The following is a 17,668-nucleotide window of genomic DNA, read 5'->3' on the forward strand; positions in this document are numbered from 1 at the left end:
GTCCGTACGGTAGTAAGCACTGCTAGGCACCCAGACACCACGGCCATCCAGCACAGGAGAAACACATGGTGGAATTCCGCGGCACGGCTGCAGAGGACATCCGGGAGTCGGTACCCGACTGGGCGCCGTATCGGGGCGCCACTGCGCCCGACGGCGCGCCCAACGTGCTGTACCTGCTGTGGGACGACGTCGGCTTCGCCACGTGGGATTGCTACGGCGGCTTGGTGGAGATGCCCAACATCAACCGCATCGCCGACCGCGGGATGCGGTTGACACAGTTCCACACCACGGCACTGTGTTCGCCGACCCGAGCAGCCCTGCTCACTGGCCGAAACCCGACCTCCGTCGGCATGGCGTCGGTGGTGAATCTCGCGAACGGCTTCCCGGGGCACCACGGTCGGATACCTGCAGAAACCGCGCTGATGTCGGAGGTACTGGCCGAACGGGGATGGTCGACATATGCCGTCGGCAAATGGCACCTGGCTCCTATGGAGGACTGCCACGCCGCAGGGTCACGCCGGTACTGGCCGCTGAGCCGAGGATTCGACCGCTTCTACGGATTCCTCGACGGGATGACCGATCAGTGGTATCCGAGCCTGGTCCGCGACAATCAGCCGATCGACCCGCCTGCGACCCCCGAGCAGGGGTATCACCTGTCGAAAGACCTCGCCGACAACGCAATCGGCTTCCTGCGTGATCATCGCGCGGCAGCACCCGACAAGCCGTGGTTCATGTACCTGTGTCCAGGAGCCGGACATTCACCGCATCAGGTCGCCGCTGAATGGGCCGACCGGTACCGCGGCCGCTTCGACATGGGTTACGAGCGCTACCGCGACATCGTCCTGGCCAACCAGAAAGCACTGGGCGTGCTGCCCGCCGACACCGAACTTTCCGATATGAATCCGTACGCGGATTGCACGAGTCCGGACGGTGTTGGATGGCCCGAGAAAGACAACGTCCTGCCGTGGGATTCGCTCTCCGACGACGACAAGCGGGTGTCGTGCCGGATGGCCGAGGTGTTCGCCGGATTCTGCAGTTACACCGACGCTCAGATCGGCCGGATCCTTGACCACCTCGAGGAAACCGGGCAGCTGGACAACACGATCGTCGTCATCATGTCCGACAACGGGGCAAGTGGTGAGGGTGGCCCGACGGGTGCGCTCGATGAATCGGTGCCGATGTTCGGCAGCGCCGACACCACCGCGGCCGCGCTGCGATGCTTCGACGAGCTCGGCGGGCCCGCCACGCAGATGAACTACTCGACCGGTTGGGCGATGGCATTCAATACTCCCTACAAGCTGTTCAAGCGCTATGCGTCGCACGAAGGCGGCATCGCCGACCCCTGTGTGATCTCCTGGCCGGCGGGACTCTCGTCGTCGCACGGTGCGGTGCGTGACCACTATGTGCACGTCAGCGATGTCACCCCGACGGTGTACGACTTGCTGGGGATCGCCGACATCGACGTCGTCAAAGGCGTCGCTCAGCGGCCGATGGAGGGTGTGAGTTTCGCTGCGGCGCTGCAGGATCCAGGGACCGCGACCGGCAAGGGCACCCAGTTCTATTCGATGATGGGAACCCGGGGAATCTGGCACGACGGCTGGTTCGCCGGCACCGTGCACGCCGCGACGGCGTCAGGACCGCGGGGATGGTCGCAGTTCGGTCAGGATCGCTGGGAGCTGTACCACATCGACACCGACCGCAGTCAGCTCCGCGATCTCGCCGCCGAACATCCCGACAAGCTCGACGAACTCAAAGCGCTATGGCACGCCAAGGCAATGGAATACCGGGCCTATCCGCTCGACGATCGGAGTATGGCCGAGCTGATGGCCCGTAGCGCCGGACAAGCCGCCGCACCGCCGCAGCGAGCGGTGTACTACCCGAACGCCCCTGCCGGCCACACGTCGCTGCGTGGGCTGACCCGCGGCCGTTCGTTCACATTGCATGTTGGAGTTTCGGTTGAGCGTCCCGACGCCGAAGGCGTGGTCTTTTCGCAAGGGAATCGGTGCGGCGGCCAGGTGCTGTTCCTGCAGGACGGCCGGCTGCGGTATGTGTGCAATTACGGTGGGAACGAGCAGGTTGTGGTGGCTGATGAGCCGATTACGGTGGGGCAGCACGCTTTCCGTGTGACGTTCACTCGGACGGGGGCGATCGAGGGCACGTTCGACGCGCTGGGTGAGATGGAACTGCTCGTCGATGACGCTGTGGTGGGCAGGCTGGCCGACGTCCGGATGAACGGCCTGGACATCATGCAAACCGTGTCGGTCGGCAGAAGTGTCGTCTACTCGGTGTCCTCTTCGTTCGCTTCGCCATACGCCTTTTCCGGTGGCGGGCTCGGGGAGGTCATCCTCGACTTCGCCGGTGACGGTCGCGATGAGCGTGCCGCCGGTGCGGTGCTTGACGCGGCCTTTGCGCGCGATTGAGGCGTACGCCGTACGAGCGTGTCACTAAGTCACAGTCGGCGGCTACGGTTGAGTTTGAAGGCCCATCAGGTCGGCCAGGCCTGCGGCGTAGGCCGCGGGGGTGAGGTCTTCGAAGACCAGTCGCTGCACCATGAAGCCCGGGATCAGTCCGATCAACGTGTGAGCGGTCCGCACCGGGTCGGCGTCGCGCGGCAGGTGTCCAGCGGCGATCGCGCGCTCGACATAGGTGGCCCACGCCGCACGGCCGAGGCTGCCCTGGCGCCGGTAGATTGCCATGATCTCGGGGGCCCGAGCGGCCTCGGCCCACGCCTGGAGTGCCACGCGATGTAGTTCGACCCCGCGCTCCTCGCCTAATGCGAGGACCCGCTCCAGCACAGCCGCTAGCACCTGATGTGGCGGCGGGACCTCGTCGGCCGCGCCGTCCAGTACGACAGATAGTCCCTCGCCGGCGACGAGCTCCGCAATCGCCCGGATCAGGTCGTCTTTGCTCTTGAAATAGAGGTACACCGCGCCCGCTGACAGGCCGGACTCGGCGACCACGGTCGCCATGGTCGTCTTGTGAAAGCCCTCTCGAGCGACACATCGCAACATCGCGTCGATGATCTGCTCCCGGCGTGCTGTCCGATGCTCCTGGCTGACCTTCGGCATGCCTGCAGCATGCCACAAAATGAACGTCCGTTCTTGACATGCCCGTTTCGACAACGGAGTATGGCCATACTGAATGATTATTCGTTTTAGGAGATTCCAATGCCCGCATACGTTGACCGGCTCTGGCATTACCCCGTCAAGTCGATGGCGGGCGAGGAAGTTGGGGAAGTGCGGATCGGCCCGGGCGGGGTGGTGGGCGACCGTGCGTATGGGTTCCTGGACGTCGAGACGGGCAAAGTGGTGAGTGCCAAGCGTCCCAAGCGCTTCGGCGCGCTGATGGAGTGCCGTGCGCGATTCCTGTCGCCGCCGCGGCCGGACACGCCGTCCCCGTCGATAGAGGTCACTTTTCCCGACGGCGCGGTGGTGCGGGATGACCCCTCCGAGCTCGCGCGCCGCGTGTCGGAACTGGTGGGTCGCGACGTGCGCATGCTCAACAGCGCGCCGAACGGCGCCTCAGCGGAGTTGGCCTCGCAGGGCATCGAGGATGTCGGGGCAGCAGATGCGGTCATGGCCCAGTTCCGCGATGAAGAAGGCGAGCGGGTTAAGGACTTCATCGTCGGAATGGCAGCACCCGGCACCCTGCTCGACATCGGCGCGCTACATGTCTTGGCCGCGAGCACGTTACGTGGGTTTGCGGCCGAATACCCGGCCGGCGACTGGGATCCGCGGCGGTTGCGACCGAACATCCTCATCGATGACGGAGGCGAACTGGGTGAGGAAGACGATTGGGTGGGCTGTCACCTACACATCGGCACTGAGGTGATAGTCCACGTCGTCCTGCCCGTGCCGCGTTGCGTGATGACGACGCTCGCGCAACCTGGTTTGCCGAGGGACCTGGGTGTGCTGAAGACGATCGCTCGAGTCGGTCGTAAGCAAGTGTTTTCGTTGGGCCAAGCCGTCTGTGCCGGAAGTTATGCAGAGGTCGTCAGGGCCGGAGTGGTGCGCACCGGCGATCCGGTTGGCCTCCAACGCGTGGAGCCTCGAGAGGACGCGCTGGCGGCGATGATCAAGAAGATGTCTGCGGGAAGAGCGGAATGACGTTGAGATGCCGACAATCGATGTCAACGCGACCACGCTCTACTACGAGATCAGGGGAGCTGGACCACCCATCTTGTTGATCATGGGCGCGACCGGAGACGGCGGCCATTTCGACGCACTCGCTGACCGGTTGGCCGATGAGTTCATGGTCGTCAGCTATGACCGGCGCGGCAACGGGCGTAGTCCTGTGCCCGACAATTGGCAGACGACATCGCCGGAGGAGCAGGCCGACGACGCGGCGGCCCTGTTGAACGCACTCGGGACCGGTCCTGCGGCGATCTTCGGTACAAGCGGCGGCGGGACTTTCGCGCTCTGCCTGATGATCCGTCATCCCGGCTCGGTGCGCGGCGCAATCCTCCACGAGCCGATGTTGTACGCCTTGGTCGACAATGTCGACGCCGTTCCAGCCCCTGTGCGGGCGTCGATCCAGAAGGCGATGGAAATCGGTGGGCCGCGGAGTGCGGTGGAGCGGTTCTGGTGTTACGTGGCCGGGGACGACGGCTGGACCCGGCTCGCACCTTCGCTTCGTAAGCGTCTGCGCGACTCCGCCAGTACATTGTTCGGGGTCGAGCTTGGTACCTACGACCTGTACATGCCCGACGATGAGACGTTGGCCGCCATCACCGTCCCGGTCCGCTTGCTCGTGAGCGAGGACAGCCTTCCCGTCTTCGCGCAAATGGCCAGGCGTTTCGGCAAGCGTCTTGGCGTGGATGTGGCCACCGTCCCGGGCACGCACGCGACCTATCACGAGCACCCTCAGGAACTCGCGGAGGCCGTACGCCGATTTTTTCGTGGGGTCAGTGGGCTGAGCCATGAGTCTTAGAGCCGTCAGCATTGTTGACGCCCAGACTGTGGTTTGGGAGTGACCGCCTGTGGATGAAGTCAGGGTTGGGGATAACCCCGTGAACTGAGCGGGTTCTGTCGGTCCGTGGTTGCACGGTGTGGTCATGACTTCAATGACACGGGCCGAGATCGGGGCGCTCGGCGAACAGTTGGCCGTCGAGTATCTGACGGCGCACGGATTGCAGACGCTGATGCGCAACTGGCGGTGCCGGTACGGCGAACTCGACGTGATCGCCGTGGACGCGGATTCTCGCACCGTGGTGTTCGTCGAGGTGAAAACCCGCACCGGGGACGGCTTCGGTGGGCTTGCCGAGGCCGTGACGCCGGTGAAGGTGCGACGGCTCCGCCGGTTGGCCGCGCTGTGGTTGGCCCAGCAGGACACGCGGTGGGCTGGGGTGCGTATCGACGTGATCGGCGTGCGGATCGGGCGTCGCCGAGAACCATCGGACGGGCCGGGGTGGGAGATGTTGAAGCTCACTCATCTGAAGGGGGTGGGTTGAGATGGGTTTGGGGAGGGCATATTCGGTCGCGGTCCGTGGGCTCGACGGGGTGATCGTGGAGATCGAGGCCGACATCACCTCGGGCCTGCCCAGCGTGAACCTCGTGGGATTGCCCGACGCTGCGCTGCAGGAGTCGCGCGACCGGGTCCGCGCGGCGATCACGAATTGTGGGAACGATTGGCCGATGTCGCGCCTGACGCTCGCCCTGTCGCCGGCGACGTTGCGCAAGGTCGGGTCCGCATACGATCTCGCGCTCGCCTCGGCGGTGCTGTCGGCGCACACCAAGACCGCCTGGGCCCGCCTGGAGAAGACCGTTCTTCTCGGTGAGCTGGCACTCGACGGACGGGTGCGCGCTATCCACGGTGTCCTGCCCGCGGTGCTGGCCGCCAAGAACGAGGGGCGGCCGGCGGTTGTCGTGCCCGTCGACAACCTGGCGGAGGCAAGTCTCGTCGAGGGCATCGAGGTATGGGGGGTACGAACATTCGCTCAGTTGCAGGCCTGGTTCGAGGGTAAAGCCGAACTGCAAGGCCGGATCGCCGCGCCGTCGCGTACTCCCGAGGCGACGGCTGACCTCGCCGATGTCGTTGGTCAAACCCATGCCCGCTACGCCGTCGAAGTCGCCGCCGCGGGGGCGCACCATCTGATGCTCACGGGTCCGCCCGGCATCGGGAAAACCATGCTGGCTCAACGCCTTCCCGGTCTTCTGCCGCCACTGTCGCACAGTGAGTCGCTTGAGGTGACGGCGATCCATTCGGTCGCAGGACTGCTGGCGGGCGACACCCCGCTGATCACCCGGCCGACTTTCGTCGCGCCCCATCACACCTCGAGTGTGGCGGCGCTGGTCGGGGGAGGAAGCGGGTGGGCCAGACCTGGCGCAGTCAGCCGGGCCCATCGGGGTGTGCTCTTCCTGGACGAATTCGCGGAGATGGGGGCCAGCGCACTCGAGGCGCTGCGAACGCCTTTGGAGGATGGGGAGATCCGGCTGGCCCGCCGGGACGGGGTGGCCTGCTATCCGGCCCGGTTCCAACTGGTCCTTGCCGCCAACCCGTGCCCGTGCGCGCCACCCAATTCGGCCGATTGCGTCTGTTCGGCCCAGGCGAGGCTGCGCTATCGGGGCAAGTTGTCCGGGCCGCTGGTGGACCGAGTGGACCTGCGCGTCGAGTTGCATCCGGTCACGGCCGGCGCGTTCACGCTGCAAGCCGGGGAATCCACCGCGACGGTGCGGGGTCGGGTCGCGGCCGCCCGCCTCGCCGCCGAGGAGCGCTGGAGACCGTACGGTATCCGCACCAACGCCGAGGTCAGCGGGTCGCTGCTGCGGCGCAAGTTCAGGCTGCCCAACACGGCGATGGAGCCGTTGCGGACGGCGCTGGACCGCGGCAGCGTGAGCATGCGGGGTTCGGATCGGTGCTTGCGGGTCGCGTGGACCTTGGCTGATCTCGCGGGCCGCACCACGCCCACGCTGGCCGATGTGACCGCCGCGTTGAGCTTCCGTCAGGCCGGAGGTGTGTCGTGACTGACGAGGTACGGCTGGCATGGGCTTATCTGTCGAGGGTGGCCGAACAGCCATGCCAAGAGCTGAGCTTGCTGGTGGAGCGGGTCGGTCCGGTCGAGGCCGCCGCGAAGGTCAAGGCCGGTCACATCGCATCGGACCTGATGCGTTGGGTCGAGGCGCGGCGGGAGTTTGATTGTGCTGCTAAGGATCTCGATACGCTGGATCGGCTGGGCGGGAGGTTGATCACCCCGGCCGATGACGAATGGCCGCTACTGGCTTTCAGGGCGTTCGGGGCGTTGAGCAAGACACCCAATCGACCGAACGGTCATGCGCCGCTGGCGTTGTGGGCGATCGGTCCGGCCCGTCTCGACGAGGTCGCCTATCGCGCCGCCGCCATCGTCGGTACTCGCGCGGCGACCGCCTACGGTGAGCACGTCGCCGCCGAACTGGCCGCAGGACTGGCGGAGCGGGATGTGACCGTGATTTCCGGCGGGGCCTACGGAATTGACGGCGCAGCCCATCGCGCCGCGCTGGCATGCGAGGGCATCACCGTGGCTGTGGTGGCCGGCGGCATCGACAATCCGTACCCGGCCGGCCACAGCGCACTGTTCCGCCGCATCCGCGAGGAGTGTCTACTGATCAGCGAGTATCCGCCTGGAACCGCGCCCGGGCGCTTGCGGTTTCTCACCCGCAACCGCCTCGTGGCGGCGCTGTCGGGAGCCACCGTGGTGGTCGAGGCCGGCCTGCGCAGTGGTGCGGCCAACACCGCGGCATGGGCCAAGGCACTCGGCAAGCAGGTGTGTGCCGTGCCCGGACCGGTGACCTCGGCCGCATCCGCGGGCTGCCACGTACTGCTGCGCGACGGCGGTGCCGCTCTGGTCGGCCGGGCGGCTGAGGTGGTCGAACGGGTGGGCCGGATCGGGGAACTGGCATCGGAACAGCCTCACCCGTCGACGCCGCTGGATCAGCTCACCCCGACCGAGAAACGGGTCTATGACGCCTTGCCGGCCCGTGGTGCGCAGACCGTGGACGAGGTCGCATTCGCGGCAGGTGTTCCACCTCACGAGGTACTCGGTCCGCTGACGATGCTCGAGATCGCCGGGCTTGTGGTTGCCGAGGCCGGCTGCTGGCGGCGGGTGAGCAGGCGCCGGTAGACCTCGTGCGGGACGGCCGTCTCCGTATAGTCGGTGAGGTCGGCCAACGAGCGGTCGGTGGAGGAGTTTTGGAGGCGGTATGGCAGGACGGCCCGTGCATACGTTTCAGGTTCTGCGAAGCGAGCAGTTGACCCCGCACATGGTGCGGGTGGTCCTTGGTGGAAACGGCCAGAACGGCGCCGGCTTCGGCACGTTCAAGCCCGGGGAGTTCACGGACTCCTACGTCAAGCTCGTCATCGTTCCCGACGGAGTCGACGTCGCGGCGCTGCCACAACCGCTGACCATGGACAGCTTCAACGAACTTGCGGCCGAACAACGGCCGACAGTGCGGACCTACACCGTCCGGGATGTCGATGAGGAACGCGGGGAAATCGCCATCGACTTCGTCGTACACGGTGACCACGGTGTCGCGGCGCCGTGGGCGGCCGCGGCCGCACCGGGACAGCCCGCGTACCTGATGGGGCCCAGCGGTGCGTACTCGCCGGACCCGGCAGCGGACTGGCACCTGTTGGCCGGTGACGAAGCCGCACTTCCGGCGATCAGCGTGGCGTTGGAAGCGTTGCCGGACGACGCTGTCGGCAGGGTCTTCATCGAGGTGGCCGGCCCTGACGACGAGGTCGCGCTCAAAGCACCCTCCGGTGTCCAGGTGAATTGGATTTACCGCGGCGGTCGAGCTGATCTGGTGGGTGACGACAGGGCGGGCGACAATGCGCCGCTGATTGCCGCGGTCAAGGAAGCGCAGTGGCTGCCCGGCCAGGTGCAGGTGTTCATCCATGGTGAGGCCCAGGCCGTCATGCACAACCTGCGGCCCTACATCCGCAAGGAACGCGGTGTGGACAAGAAATGGGCGTCGTCGATCTCGGGTTACTGGCGCCGGGGGCGCACCGAGGAGACGTTCCGGCAGTGGAAGGCCGAACTGGCCAAAGCCGAGGCCGACACCGTCGGCTAAAGGCAGCTGGCGCGCCGGCATGGAAAGGTAGCCGCTATGGCATACGGCGACTACCAGCTCGAGATCTACCTTCAGGGCCTGTCCGGCGTGCTGCCGACCATGCCGATGGATTACGCGGCACTGGAGGCCAAAGCGCAGGCCGCGATGCCGCCGTCCATCTGGTCCTACGTCGCAGGCGGGGCGGGTGACGAACGCACCCAGCGGGTCAACCGCACCGCATTCGACCGGTGGGGCCTGATGCCACGCATGCTCAATGCTCAACGGGAACGCGACCTTTCAGTCGATCTGTTCGGGCTGAACCTGCCCTCGCCGTTGTTCATGGCGCCGATTGGTGTCCTCGGCATCTGCGGCCAGGACGGCCACGGTGACTTGGCCGGGGCCCGGGCGGCCGCGCGAACTGGTGTCCCCATGGTGGTCTCGACCTTGACCGAGGATCCATTGGAGGACGTCGCCGCTGAATTCGGTGACACCCCAGGCTTTTTCCAGCTGTACACGCCGACCGACCGGGAGCTGGCCGCCAGTCTCGTCCAGCGCGCCGAAGCCGCCGGGTTCAAGGGCATCATCGTCACGCTGGATACCTGGGTGCCGGGCTGGCGACCGCGCGACCTGGCCACCTCGAACTTTCCGCAGCTGCGCGGCAAGTGTCTGGCCAACTACACGAGCGACCCGGTGTTCTGCGCCGGGCTGCAGCAGCCGCCGCACGAGAACCCACAAGCCACTGTGCTGCGTTGGGTGAGCCTGTTCGGCAACCCGCTGACGTGGGACGACCTGCCCTGGCTGCGGTCGCTGACCACGTTGCCGCTCATCGTCAAGGGCATCTGCCATCCCGACGATGCCCGCCGCGCAAAAGACGGCGGCGTCGACGGCATCTACTGCTCGAATCACGGTGGGCGGCAGGCCAACGGGGGTCTGCCCGCGATCGACTGCCTACCGGGTGTGGTCGAGGCCGCCGACGGGCTGCCGGTGCTGTTCGACTCGGGCATCCGCAGTGGCGCCGACATCGTCAAAGCGCTCGCGCTGGGGGCCACCGCGGTCGGGGTCGGCCGACCATACGCATTCGGCCTGGCTTTGGGCGGCACCGACGGCATCGTGCACGTGCTGCGCGCGCTGCTGGCCGAAGCGGACCTGATCATGGCCGTCGACGGCTATCCCACGCTGGCCGACCTGACCCCCGACACGTTGCGCCGGGTGGACTGAACCGATCACTCCGGGAATCTGTCCCGGATGGCGTCGACAAGGCTCTTCACATTGTCGTAAGTCGCAGTCCCACAGACCTTGACATCGACGACCACGTTGGATTTCGCGCCGACCCCATGCAGGCACTTGTCGGGCGAGGTGATCTCGGTGACGACGAGGCCGGTCTCATCGGTGACCTTCCCGATCCTGTACTGCTCGTCGTTTCCATTGCGGTTGATCGGCACGTCCGAATCGCCGCAACCGAGCCACGCCGACTTCGTACTCTCCGCGAATTCGCCTGCGCGGCGCGGGGTGTCGAACTCGATGACGCTCTCCTGCACCCACAGCGGTGACTCCCGGCCTCGCCCGGACAGTTCGCGCCCGTATCGCTTCTTGTAGCCCGTCTCGCTGGACACCGCCTGCAACGTGGAATCCACTGCGTCAACGCAGTTCTGGGTGGTTATCCCGTCGGCGGAGGGATCCTTGTAGAACTCGTTCGACACGGAGAGATCGGCGGCCCCGAGTATCCGGCTGACCTCGGCAGCAGGAAGAAGGTGCGTCTGCACCTCGGGTCCGTTGACGGTGCGTACGAGTTCCGGGCACGGCCAGTATTCGCGGACGTTGGCTTCCCCACCCATTCGGTCAGGTGCGCCTTTGATGGTGCGCAGCGTGATCCGGTGCACCGGGTCCGTTCTCACGAGCACCGCATACCCGAACTCCGGACGCCAGTTGGCGGGCAGCAGGACCCACAGATCACCACGGACGGCGTATCCGCGGAAGCACTCGTAGCGGAACGTTTCGCCCTGTGGTGACGCGGCGTCGGTCAGCTGACTGGTCTTTATCAGCTCTTCGGGGAGGAACAGTCGGTCGCTGGTGTCGAGGATGACCGTGGTTTCGTTCGACCACAGGCTTCCGGCGGCATTGTTGCCGTCGACTTCGCCGGCCTTGGTGGCGAAGATGTTGGTGGTCCAGAACGCCGCCAGAACCACGACGGCGACAGCCACCGCGAACAATGCCCGTTCGACAGCGGTAGGCGGTGGTCGGCCGGCTTCCGGTCTGACGATGCGAAATATCCAGGCGCCCAAGAGCAGCAGGCCTGCGCCGACACCCAGTGCCACAGGTGTCAGCCACAGTTGGCGGTCACGAGCCTGCGATGTCCACATGACCCCGACGACGCCACGGACCATGGCCACCACCCCGAGCACTACGAGCGACCACGCGAAAATACGCAGCATCCGGATACGTTGCCCGGAGTCAGCCACCCGCCGCAGATACGCACACAATCCCAGCAGGGCCGTGCACACCAGCAACGAGGCCAAGGCTGTCACGAAAAGTACGCCGGTACTCTTCGTCACGTAGTCGTTGGTGGTGAATCCGACCGCATCGGAGTCAATGCCGAGGTATGCCAAGGTTTTTCGGGTCGCGGTGTACCCGAAGTAATAGCACAGGCCCGTCACCAGGGTGGTCGGCGCGACGACCAACCCGATGACACCGATCCACTTGTGTACCGACGGCGGGATCGGACCCTCCTCCTCGCTCATTCCCGTCAGCCCTCCGGGGGAGTGGGACCCGGGCCCGTTGCCGGGGGCTCGGTCATCGGGGTCGTCGGCGTTGTGGTTGCCGGGGGTGTGGTGGTCGGTGTGCCGATGAACGTGGTGGTCGTCGGGGTCGGTCCAGACGTAGTCGGTGGTGGGGTGTAGGTCGCCACACCTGTCGTTCGCGACGACGTGGTCTCCGTCTGCAGCGTCGTCGTTTCGGTTCGGTCCGTCACCGTGATCGTTCTGGTGGTCTCGGGTTCCGGCTCACTTCCACAGGCCGTCAGCGTCGACGAGGCAAGCACGAGCCCAACCGCTGTCGCAGCGAGACTCACCGGTAGCACCCGCATCGCCAACTCCCGTCGTCGGCCACTCCCGACTCAGTGTGATCCCGGCGATATCGGTCGGCACGAGTATTGCGATACCTCATTTTCGCGGCGCGTCGGATGGACAGTGGCGAGCCATCTGACACGGTGGGGGAATGGAGTCCCTGCTCGACGAGTTCGACGAGTATCTCGGGCTGGAGCGTGGCTACTCGGCGCACACCCGGCGGGCCTATCGCGGTGACCTGACGGCGCTGTTCGATTTCGTCGCGCAGCGCACCGGCGCCGCCACTCAGTCGGACCTCACCCTGCCTCTGCTGCGGGCCTGGTTGGCGGACCAGGCCGCCGCGGGTGCGGCCCGCACCACGCTGGCCCGCCGCACGTCTTCGGTGAAGACCTTCACCGCATGGGCGGTGCGGCGGGGTCAGATGTCCACCGACCCGGCCAGCAGGCTGCAGGTCCCCAAGGCGCGGCGGACGCTGCCCGCTGTGCTGCGGCAAGACCAGGCCTTGGACGCCATGGCCGCGCTGAATTCAGGTGCACAGCAAGGAGATCCGCTGGCTGTGCGGGACAGGCTGATCGTTGAGATGCTCTACGCCACCGGCATCCGGGTGAGCGAGCTGTGCGGGCTGGACATCGACGACGTCGACACCGCGCGTCGCGTGCTGCGAGTGCTGGGCAAGGGCAACAAACAGCGCACCGTCCCGTTCGGGGAACCGGCGCAGGTGGCGCTGAATTCCTGGTTGTCCGAAGGCCGGCCGACGCTGGCTACGTCCGAATCCGGGCCAGCGCTGCTGCTCGGTGCGCGCGGCCGCCGCCTCGACCAGCGGCAGGCCCGCACCGTCGTGCACCAGACGATGTCCGCGGTGGACGGTGCGCCTGACATCGGCCCGCACGGGCTGCGCCACAGTGCGGCAACTCACCTGCTGGAGGGCGGCGCCGATCTGCGGATCGTGCAGGAACTCCTCGGCCATACCACGCTGGCCACCACCCAGCTGTACACGCATGTCACCGTGGCGCGGCTACGTGCCGTGCACGATCAGGCCCACCCGCGGGCCTGACGAGGACGAGTCGTTCGTTTAACGAGAAGGGCGCCGTGACCCGATCAACCATCGATTTGCCGTCGGGAGCAGTCTCATACCTCACCTGGGAGGCAGAGAATCCGACCCGGACAGTCCTGTTATTGCACGGCGGTGGCGTGGACAGTGCGTCCTTGTCGTGGGGTGGGATCGGGCCGCGGCTTGCGCCGGCCGGTTATCGCGTGATCGCCCCGGACCACCCCGGCTACGGTCACAGCCCGCCCGCACAGCTGCCGATGACCCAGGAACGCCTGGTCGCCTACGTGGCGGAGTTGGCCGACGCGCTCGACCTCGACGGCTATGCGATCGGCGGGTTGTCGCTCGGCGGGGCATTGACCATCGGCCACGTACTGGATCGTCCAGACCGTGTTGTCGGCGCGATGCTGCTGGGTAGCTACGGCATCATGCCCCGGCTCTCGGACGGTCCGATGTCGGCTGTCCGACAACTGCTCACCTGGGCCAGTGTTCGAACCGGCCTGCTGGGTGCGGTCACACAATGGGTCGGCACCAACAGGGCGGCGATGGCGAAAAGCATGCAAGCCCTCATCAGAGATCCGGCACAACTGACCGACGAGTTGATGGACGAGATCATGGCGGCAGCAGGCCGGCCGAGCGGGTTCAAGGCGTTCGAGCAATGGCAGCGTGACCAGGTTTTGTGGAACAAGCTGCGCACTGACTACAGCCCGCGGCTGACGTCGTTTCCGCGGCCCGCGCTGATCGTGCACGGTGACAGGGACAGCGGCGTCCCGGTCGCACACGCGCGTACCGCGGCCCGGTTGATCCCGACGGCCAGCCTGGAAATCGTTGTGGGCGCAGGGCATTGGGTGCAGCGCGATGCGCCCGAAGCCGTCGTCCGTGCGACGGCCGATTTTCTCGACAGTCTCTAACGCAACAGTTTGATCACCTCGGCGAGGTGCGGCATCGCCGATTCGCGCCCCGGCCATTCGTCGAACACCGTCCAGTAGCTCACGCCGAACCGGCGTTGCCGTTCGGACAACGCCTCGGCCATCTGCTCATACGTGCCCAGAAGCACGAACGGGGATTGCAGGAGCAGTTCTGGGTCGGCACCGAAGGGTGCGGCCAGCTCGGCCGCAGCCGCGGCCCGGTCATCGGTGCGCACCACGAACTGGATGAGCGCATTGAGCTCGATCGCGTCGAAGCGGTCACCGGCGGCCTCCCGCACCACGGCAATCCGGTCCTGCAGACCTGCGGGGTCGAAGTGGGTGAATCGAACCTCGGTCGCATCGTGGTTGTGGCTGAAACCCGCCAGCCCAGCGATATCGGCGAGCCGGCCCGCCAACTGCAGAACTCGCGTGCCGTTGCCACCGATGAGCAGCGGCACCGCGACGCCCGGCGCAGCGACGAGCACGCCGGCGTCGGCGCGCACACAGTAGTGCGCGCCGTCGACATCGACGGGCTCACCGGCCAGCAGCGGCGCGATCACCTCGACGGATTCGATCAGCCGGTCCACTCGGATAGCCCCTGGATCGAACTTGAGCCCCGCGGCGTCGTACTCGGATTTCATGTGGCCGGCGCCGAGACCCAACTCGAACCGGCCACCGGACAGGGCCGCCAAGCTGACAGCCTCGCGCGCAGTGTCGACCGGGTGGCGCAGGTCGTTGTTGAGCACCAGGGAGCCGGTGTGCATGCCGGACGTCGCCGCGCATGCGGTGGCGGCGCCGGCGAACGGGGACAGCGACGCCATCAGATGGTCGGGGATGGTCAGCACGTCGAAGCCCGCCTTCTCGACGGAAACCGCGAAGTCGGCGAAGTCGACGCCCCTGGGCAGCGCGGTGTGCAGGCCGAAGCGCGTGGGCCGATCGCGATGAGCCGCAGTGGTCATAACTCGAGGGTAGGGCGATCAGCGGCCTTCGACGTCGTGCAACGGCTTGAGCCGGAGCGGCGTTTCGGCCAGCAGTCCGAGCGGGTCGACGTAGTCGGCCCGTGCCGCGGGGCCCCACATCGCACCCCAATGCAGGCATGCCGCCACCGGGCAGCCGGGATGGCCGGCCACGAGTTCGCCGATCGCCGTTCCGGCCGCCACGAGTTGCCCTGCCCGCACCGAGGCGCGCACGGGTTCGTAGCTCGTGCGCAGTCCGCCGGGGTGAGCGAGGGAGACCACCGGGCGGCCGGCCAGCACACCCGCGAACACCACAGTTGCCGGGCCTGCGGCGTAGACGGCCTGTGCGGGCGCGGCGGCCAGGTCGACGCCGCGATGGCCGCGGTTCCAGTTGGGGAAGGGTGCATCGAATGCCCGCGTCACCGCGGGCCGGGGCGTGATGGGCCACTGCAGCCGTCCGTTGTCGGCCTCGGCCGGGGCCGCCGAGATCAGAGCTAGCACCAGCGCGGCCGCGAGGAATCTCACCGGTCCAGTTCACCGCGGCCAAGTGCGGCGCCGGTAGTCCCAATCGGGCCGGCTGTGGATGATGTCAGCGCCATCTGCCGCGTGGCAAAAGCACCCCTGTCCAGCGTGTAAACTTCTATCCGCAGCTCGCCGAGCGGGCTGACTTCGCGTGTCTGCGCCACGACCGCCCAATTGGGGTCGTACTCGGATGCCGGCGGTCCTGACCTGGAAGTTCCCGGGCGGGTCCGGCAACCAGCGGGCACCAGGGCTTGGCATCACCCGACGCCGGGCGACAACCGACACAAAAGGAACCATGCACTCATGGCTGTAGTAACCATGAAACAGCTGCTGGACAGCGGCACCCACTTCGGGCACCAGACCCGTCGCTGGAATCCCAAGATGAAGCGGTTCATCTTCACCGACCGCAACGGCATCTACATCATCGACCTGCAGCAGACGCTGACCTACATCGACAAGGCGTACGAGTTCGTCAAGGAAACCGTCGCCCACGGTGGCAGCGTCATGTTCGTCGGCACCAAGAAGCAGGCGCAGGAGTCGATCGCTGACGAGGCGACCCGCGTCGGCATGCCGTACGTGAACCAGCGCTGGCTCGGTGGCATGCTCACCAACTTCTCCACCGTGCACAAGCGGCTGCAGCGCCTCAAGGAGCTGGAAGCCATGGAGCAGACCGGTGGGTTCGAAGGTCGCACCAAGAAGGAAATCCTCATGCTCACGCGTGAGAAGAACAAGCTGGAGCGGTCCCTGGGTGGAATTAGGGACATGCAGAAGGTGCCTTCGGCGATCTGGGTCGTCGACACCAACAAGGAACACCTCGCGGTCGCGGAAGCGCGCAAGTTGAACATCCCGGTGATCGCCATCCTGGACACCAACTGCGATCCCGATGTGGTCGACTACCCGATCCCGGGTAACGACGACGCGATCCGCTCCGCCGCACTGCTCACCAAGGTTGTCGCCTCCGCGGTGGCCGAGGGTCTGCAGGCTCGGGCCGGTCAGGGTGGCGGCGAGAAGTCGGCCGCCGAGGCCGCTGAGCCGCTGGCCGAGTGGGAGCAGGAGCTGCTGGCCGGTGCGACCGCCGGTCCTGCCGCCGGTGCTGCCGACGGCGAGACCACCACCGAATCATCCACTGACGCTTCGTAATTATTCAGGGGAAGGCTTACATGGCTAACTACACCGCTGCCGACGTCAAGCGGCTTCGGGAGCTGACCGGGGCCGGCATGATGGCCTCGAAAAACGCGCTCGTCGAGTCCGACGGCGACTTCGACAAAGCTGTCGAGTTGCTGCGGATCAAGGGCGCCAAGGACGTCGGCAAGCGCGCTGAGCGTGCGACCGCCGAGGGTCTTGTCGCGGCCAAGGACGGCGCGCTGATCGAGCTCAACTCCGAGACCGACTTCGTCGCCAAGAACGCCGAGTTCCAGGCACTGGCCGAGCAGGTGGTGGCCGCGGCCGCCGCCTCCAAGGCCGCCGATGTCGAGGCGCTCAAAGCCGCGAAGACCGGGGACTCCACCGTCGAGCAGGCGATCGCAGATCTGTCCGCCAAGATCGGCGAGAAGCTCGAGCTGCGTCGCGTCGCCTACTTCGACGGCAAGGTCGAGACTTACCTGCACAAGCGCGCCGCGGATCTGCCGCCGGCCGTGGGTGTGCTGGTCGAGTACACCGGTGGCGACGAAAGTGCTGCGCATGCCGTCGCACTGCAAATCGCTGCGCTCAAGGCGAAGTACCTCACCCGTGAGGACGTGCCCGAGGACATCGTCGCCAACGAGCGGCGTATCGCCGAAGAGACTGCGCGCAACGAGGGCAAGCCCGAGCAGGCGCTGTCGAAGATCGTCGAGGGCCGCGTGACGGGCTACTACAAGGACGTCGTGCTGCTGGACCAGCCGTCGGTGTCCGACAACAAGAAGACCGTCAAGGCCCTGCTGGACGAGGCAGGCGTGACCGTCACCCGGTTCGTCCGCTTCGAGGTCGGACAGGCCTGAGACGATGCGGGCCCCCAGGGCCCGAGGAGGAACAGGCCAGTCGGGCCCAGGCCTAGGCACAAGCCTGAGCGGCGCACCAGCCGCTCACACGTAAAACCCCGCGTCAGATCCGGCGATCCCGGAGACGCGGGGTTTTGCTTGTGCGGGACGGGAAGCCGTCGCTGCGGCAATTG

Annotated in this window: 17 protein-coding genes; 12 read left to right on the forward strand and 5 right to left on the reverse strand. The window is 66.5% G+C overall.

From position 1 onward, the window contains the following. Positions 1–65: 65 nt before the first annotated feature. Positions 66–2,420: an arylsulfatase gene (locus ABQF30_RS06980; protein ID WP_448462052.1), complete on the forward strand. Its 2,355-nt coding sequence runs from the start codon at positions 66–68 to the stop codon at positions 2,418–2,420. Positions 2,421–2,462: 42 nt separating this feature from the next. Here the strand turns inward: ABQF30_RS06980 and ABQF30_RS06985 are convergent, their stop codons facing one another. Continuing rightward, positions 2,463–3,068, reverse strand: coding sequence for a TetR/AcrR family transcriptional regulator (locus tag ABQF30_RS06985; RefSeq protein ID WP_448462053.1), 606 nt, complete (start codon positions 3,066–3,068; stop codon positions 2,463–2,465). A gap of 99 nt (positions 3,069–3,167) precedes the next feature. Between ABQF30_RS06985 and ABQF30_RS06990 the strand changes: the two genes are divergently transcribed. From ABQF30_RS06990 to ABQF30_RS07020, 7 genes are all read left to right on the forward strand, one after another. Next, positions 3,168–4,106 (forward strand): MOSC domain-containing protein, encoded by a 939-nt coding sequence (locus ABQF30_RS06990; RefSeq protein ID WP_448462054.1) that lies wholly within the window; start codon positions 3,168–3,170, stop codon positions 4,104–4,106. Positions 4,107–4,113: 7 nt separating this feature from the next. Beyond that, the gene (locus ABQF30_RS06995) at positions 4,114–4,929 is read left to right on the forward strand and encodes an alpha/beta fold hydrolase (RefSeq protein WP_448462055.1); all 816 of its coding nucleotides are present in this window, start codon (positions 4,114–4,116) and stop codon (positions 4,927–4,929) included. Between the two features lie 124 nt (positions 4,930–5,053). Then, positions 5,054–5,449 (forward strand): YraN family protein, encoded by a 396-nt coding sequence (locus ABQF30_RS07000; protein ID WP_448462056.1) that lies wholly within the window; start codon positions 5,054–5,056, stop codon positions 5,447–5,449. A 1-nt stretch (position 5,450) separates the two neighbouring features. Further along, positions 5,451–6,962, forward strand: coding sequence for a YifB family Mg chelatase-like AAA ATPase (locus tag ABQF30_RS07005; RefSeq protein WP_448462057.1), 1,512 nt, complete (start codon positions 5,451–5,453; stop codon positions 6,960–6,962). Next, positions 6,959–8,095 carry a DNA-processing protein DprA gene (dprA, locus tag ABQF30_RS07010; RefSeq protein ID WP_448462058.1) on the forward strand — a complete coding sequence of 379 codons (1,137 nt, stop codon included), beginning with the start codon at positions 6,959–6,961 and terminating at the stop codon, positions 8,093–8,095. Before ABQF30_RS07005 ends, dprA begins: the two co-directional genes overlap by 4 nt. A gap of 79 nt (positions 8,096–8,174) precedes the next feature. Then, positions 8,175–9,044: a siderophore-interacting protein gene (locus ABQF30_RS07015; RefSeq protein ID WP_448462059.1), complete on the forward strand. Its 870-nt coding sequence runs from the start codon at positions 8,175–8,177 to the stop codon at positions 9,042–9,044. A gap of 36 nt (positions 9,045–9,080) precedes the next feature. Next, positions 9,081–10,241, forward strand: coding sequence for an alpha-hydroxy-acid oxidizing protein (locus ABQF30_RS07020; RefSeq protein WP_448462060.1), 1,161 nt, complete (start codon positions 9,081–9,083; stop codon positions 10,239–10,241). Positions 10,242–10,246: 5 nt separating this feature from the next. Here the strand turns inward: ABQF30_RS07020 and ABQF30_RS07025 are convergent, their stop codons facing one another. Both ABQF30_RS07025 and ABQF30_RS07030 read right to left on the reverse strand, forming a co-directional pair. Next, positions 10,247–11,761, reverse strand: a complete 1,515-nt coding sequence (locus ABQF30_RS07025) for a sensor domain-containing protein (protein WP_448462061.1) — start codon at positions 11,759–11,761, stop codon at positions 10,247–10,249. Between the two features lie 5 nt (positions 11,762–11,766). Then, positions 11,767–12,090, reverse strand: a complete 324-nt coding sequence (locus tag ABQF30_RS07030) for a hypothetical protein (protein ID WP_448462062.1) — start codon at positions 12,088–12,090, stop codon at positions 11,767–11,769. Positions 12,091–12,236: 146 nt separating this feature from the next. Here ABQF30_RS07030 and ABQF30_RS07035 point away from each other — a divergent pair, with 146 nt between their 5' ends. Continuing rightward, positions 12,237–13,139, forward strand: a complete 903-nt coding sequence (locus tag ABQF30_RS07035; RefSeq protein WP_448462063.1) for a tyrosine recombinase XerC — start codon at positions 12,237–12,239, stop codon at positions 13,137–13,139. Positions 13,140–13,174: 35 nt separating this feature from the next. Further along, the gene (locus ABQF30_RS07040; RefSeq protein WP_448462064.1) at positions 13,175–14,044 is read left to right on the forward strand and encodes an alpha/beta fold hydrolase; all 870 of its coding nucleotides are present in this window, start codon (positions 13,175–13,177) and stop codon (positions 14,042–14,044) included. Here the strand turns inward: ABQF30_RS07040 and ABQF30_RS07045 are convergent. Next, complete coding sequence (locus tag ABQF30_RS07045; protein WP_448462065.1) at positions 14,041–15,000, reverse strand: TIGR03621 family F420-dependent LLM class oxidoreductase; 960 nt, start codon at positions 14,998–15,000, stop codon at positions 14,041–14,043. The genes ABQF30_RS07040 and ABQF30_RS07045 overlap by 4 nt on opposite strands. Before the next feature lie 18 nt (positions 15,001–15,018). Next, positions 15,019–15,522 (reverse strand): M23 family metallopeptidase, encoded by a 504-nt coding sequence (locus tag ABQF30_RS07050; protein ID WP_448462066.1) that lies wholly within the window; start codon positions 15,520–15,522, stop codon positions 15,019–15,021. 300 nt (positions 15,523–15,822) lie between these two features. Here ABQF30_RS07050 and rpsB point away from each other — a divergent pair, with 300 nt between their 5' ends. Both rpsB and tsf read left to right on the forward strand, forming a co-directional pair. Continuing rightward, positions 15,823–16,659, forward strand: a complete 837-nt coding sequence (rpsB, locus tag ABQF30_RS07055; RefSeq protein WP_448462067.1) for a 30S ribosomal protein S2 — start codon at positions 15,823–15,825, stop codon at positions 16,657–16,659. 20 nt (positions 16,660–16,679) lie between these two features. Next, positions 16,680–17,495, forward strand: a complete 816-nt coding sequence (tsf, locus tag ABQF30_RS07060; RefSeq protein ID WP_448462068.1) for a translation elongation factor Ts — start codon at positions 16,680–16,682, stop codon at positions 17,493–17,495. Positions 17,496–17,668: the final 173 nt, after the last annotated feature.

Source organism: Mycolicibacterium sp. XJ870 (assembly GCF_053483975.1).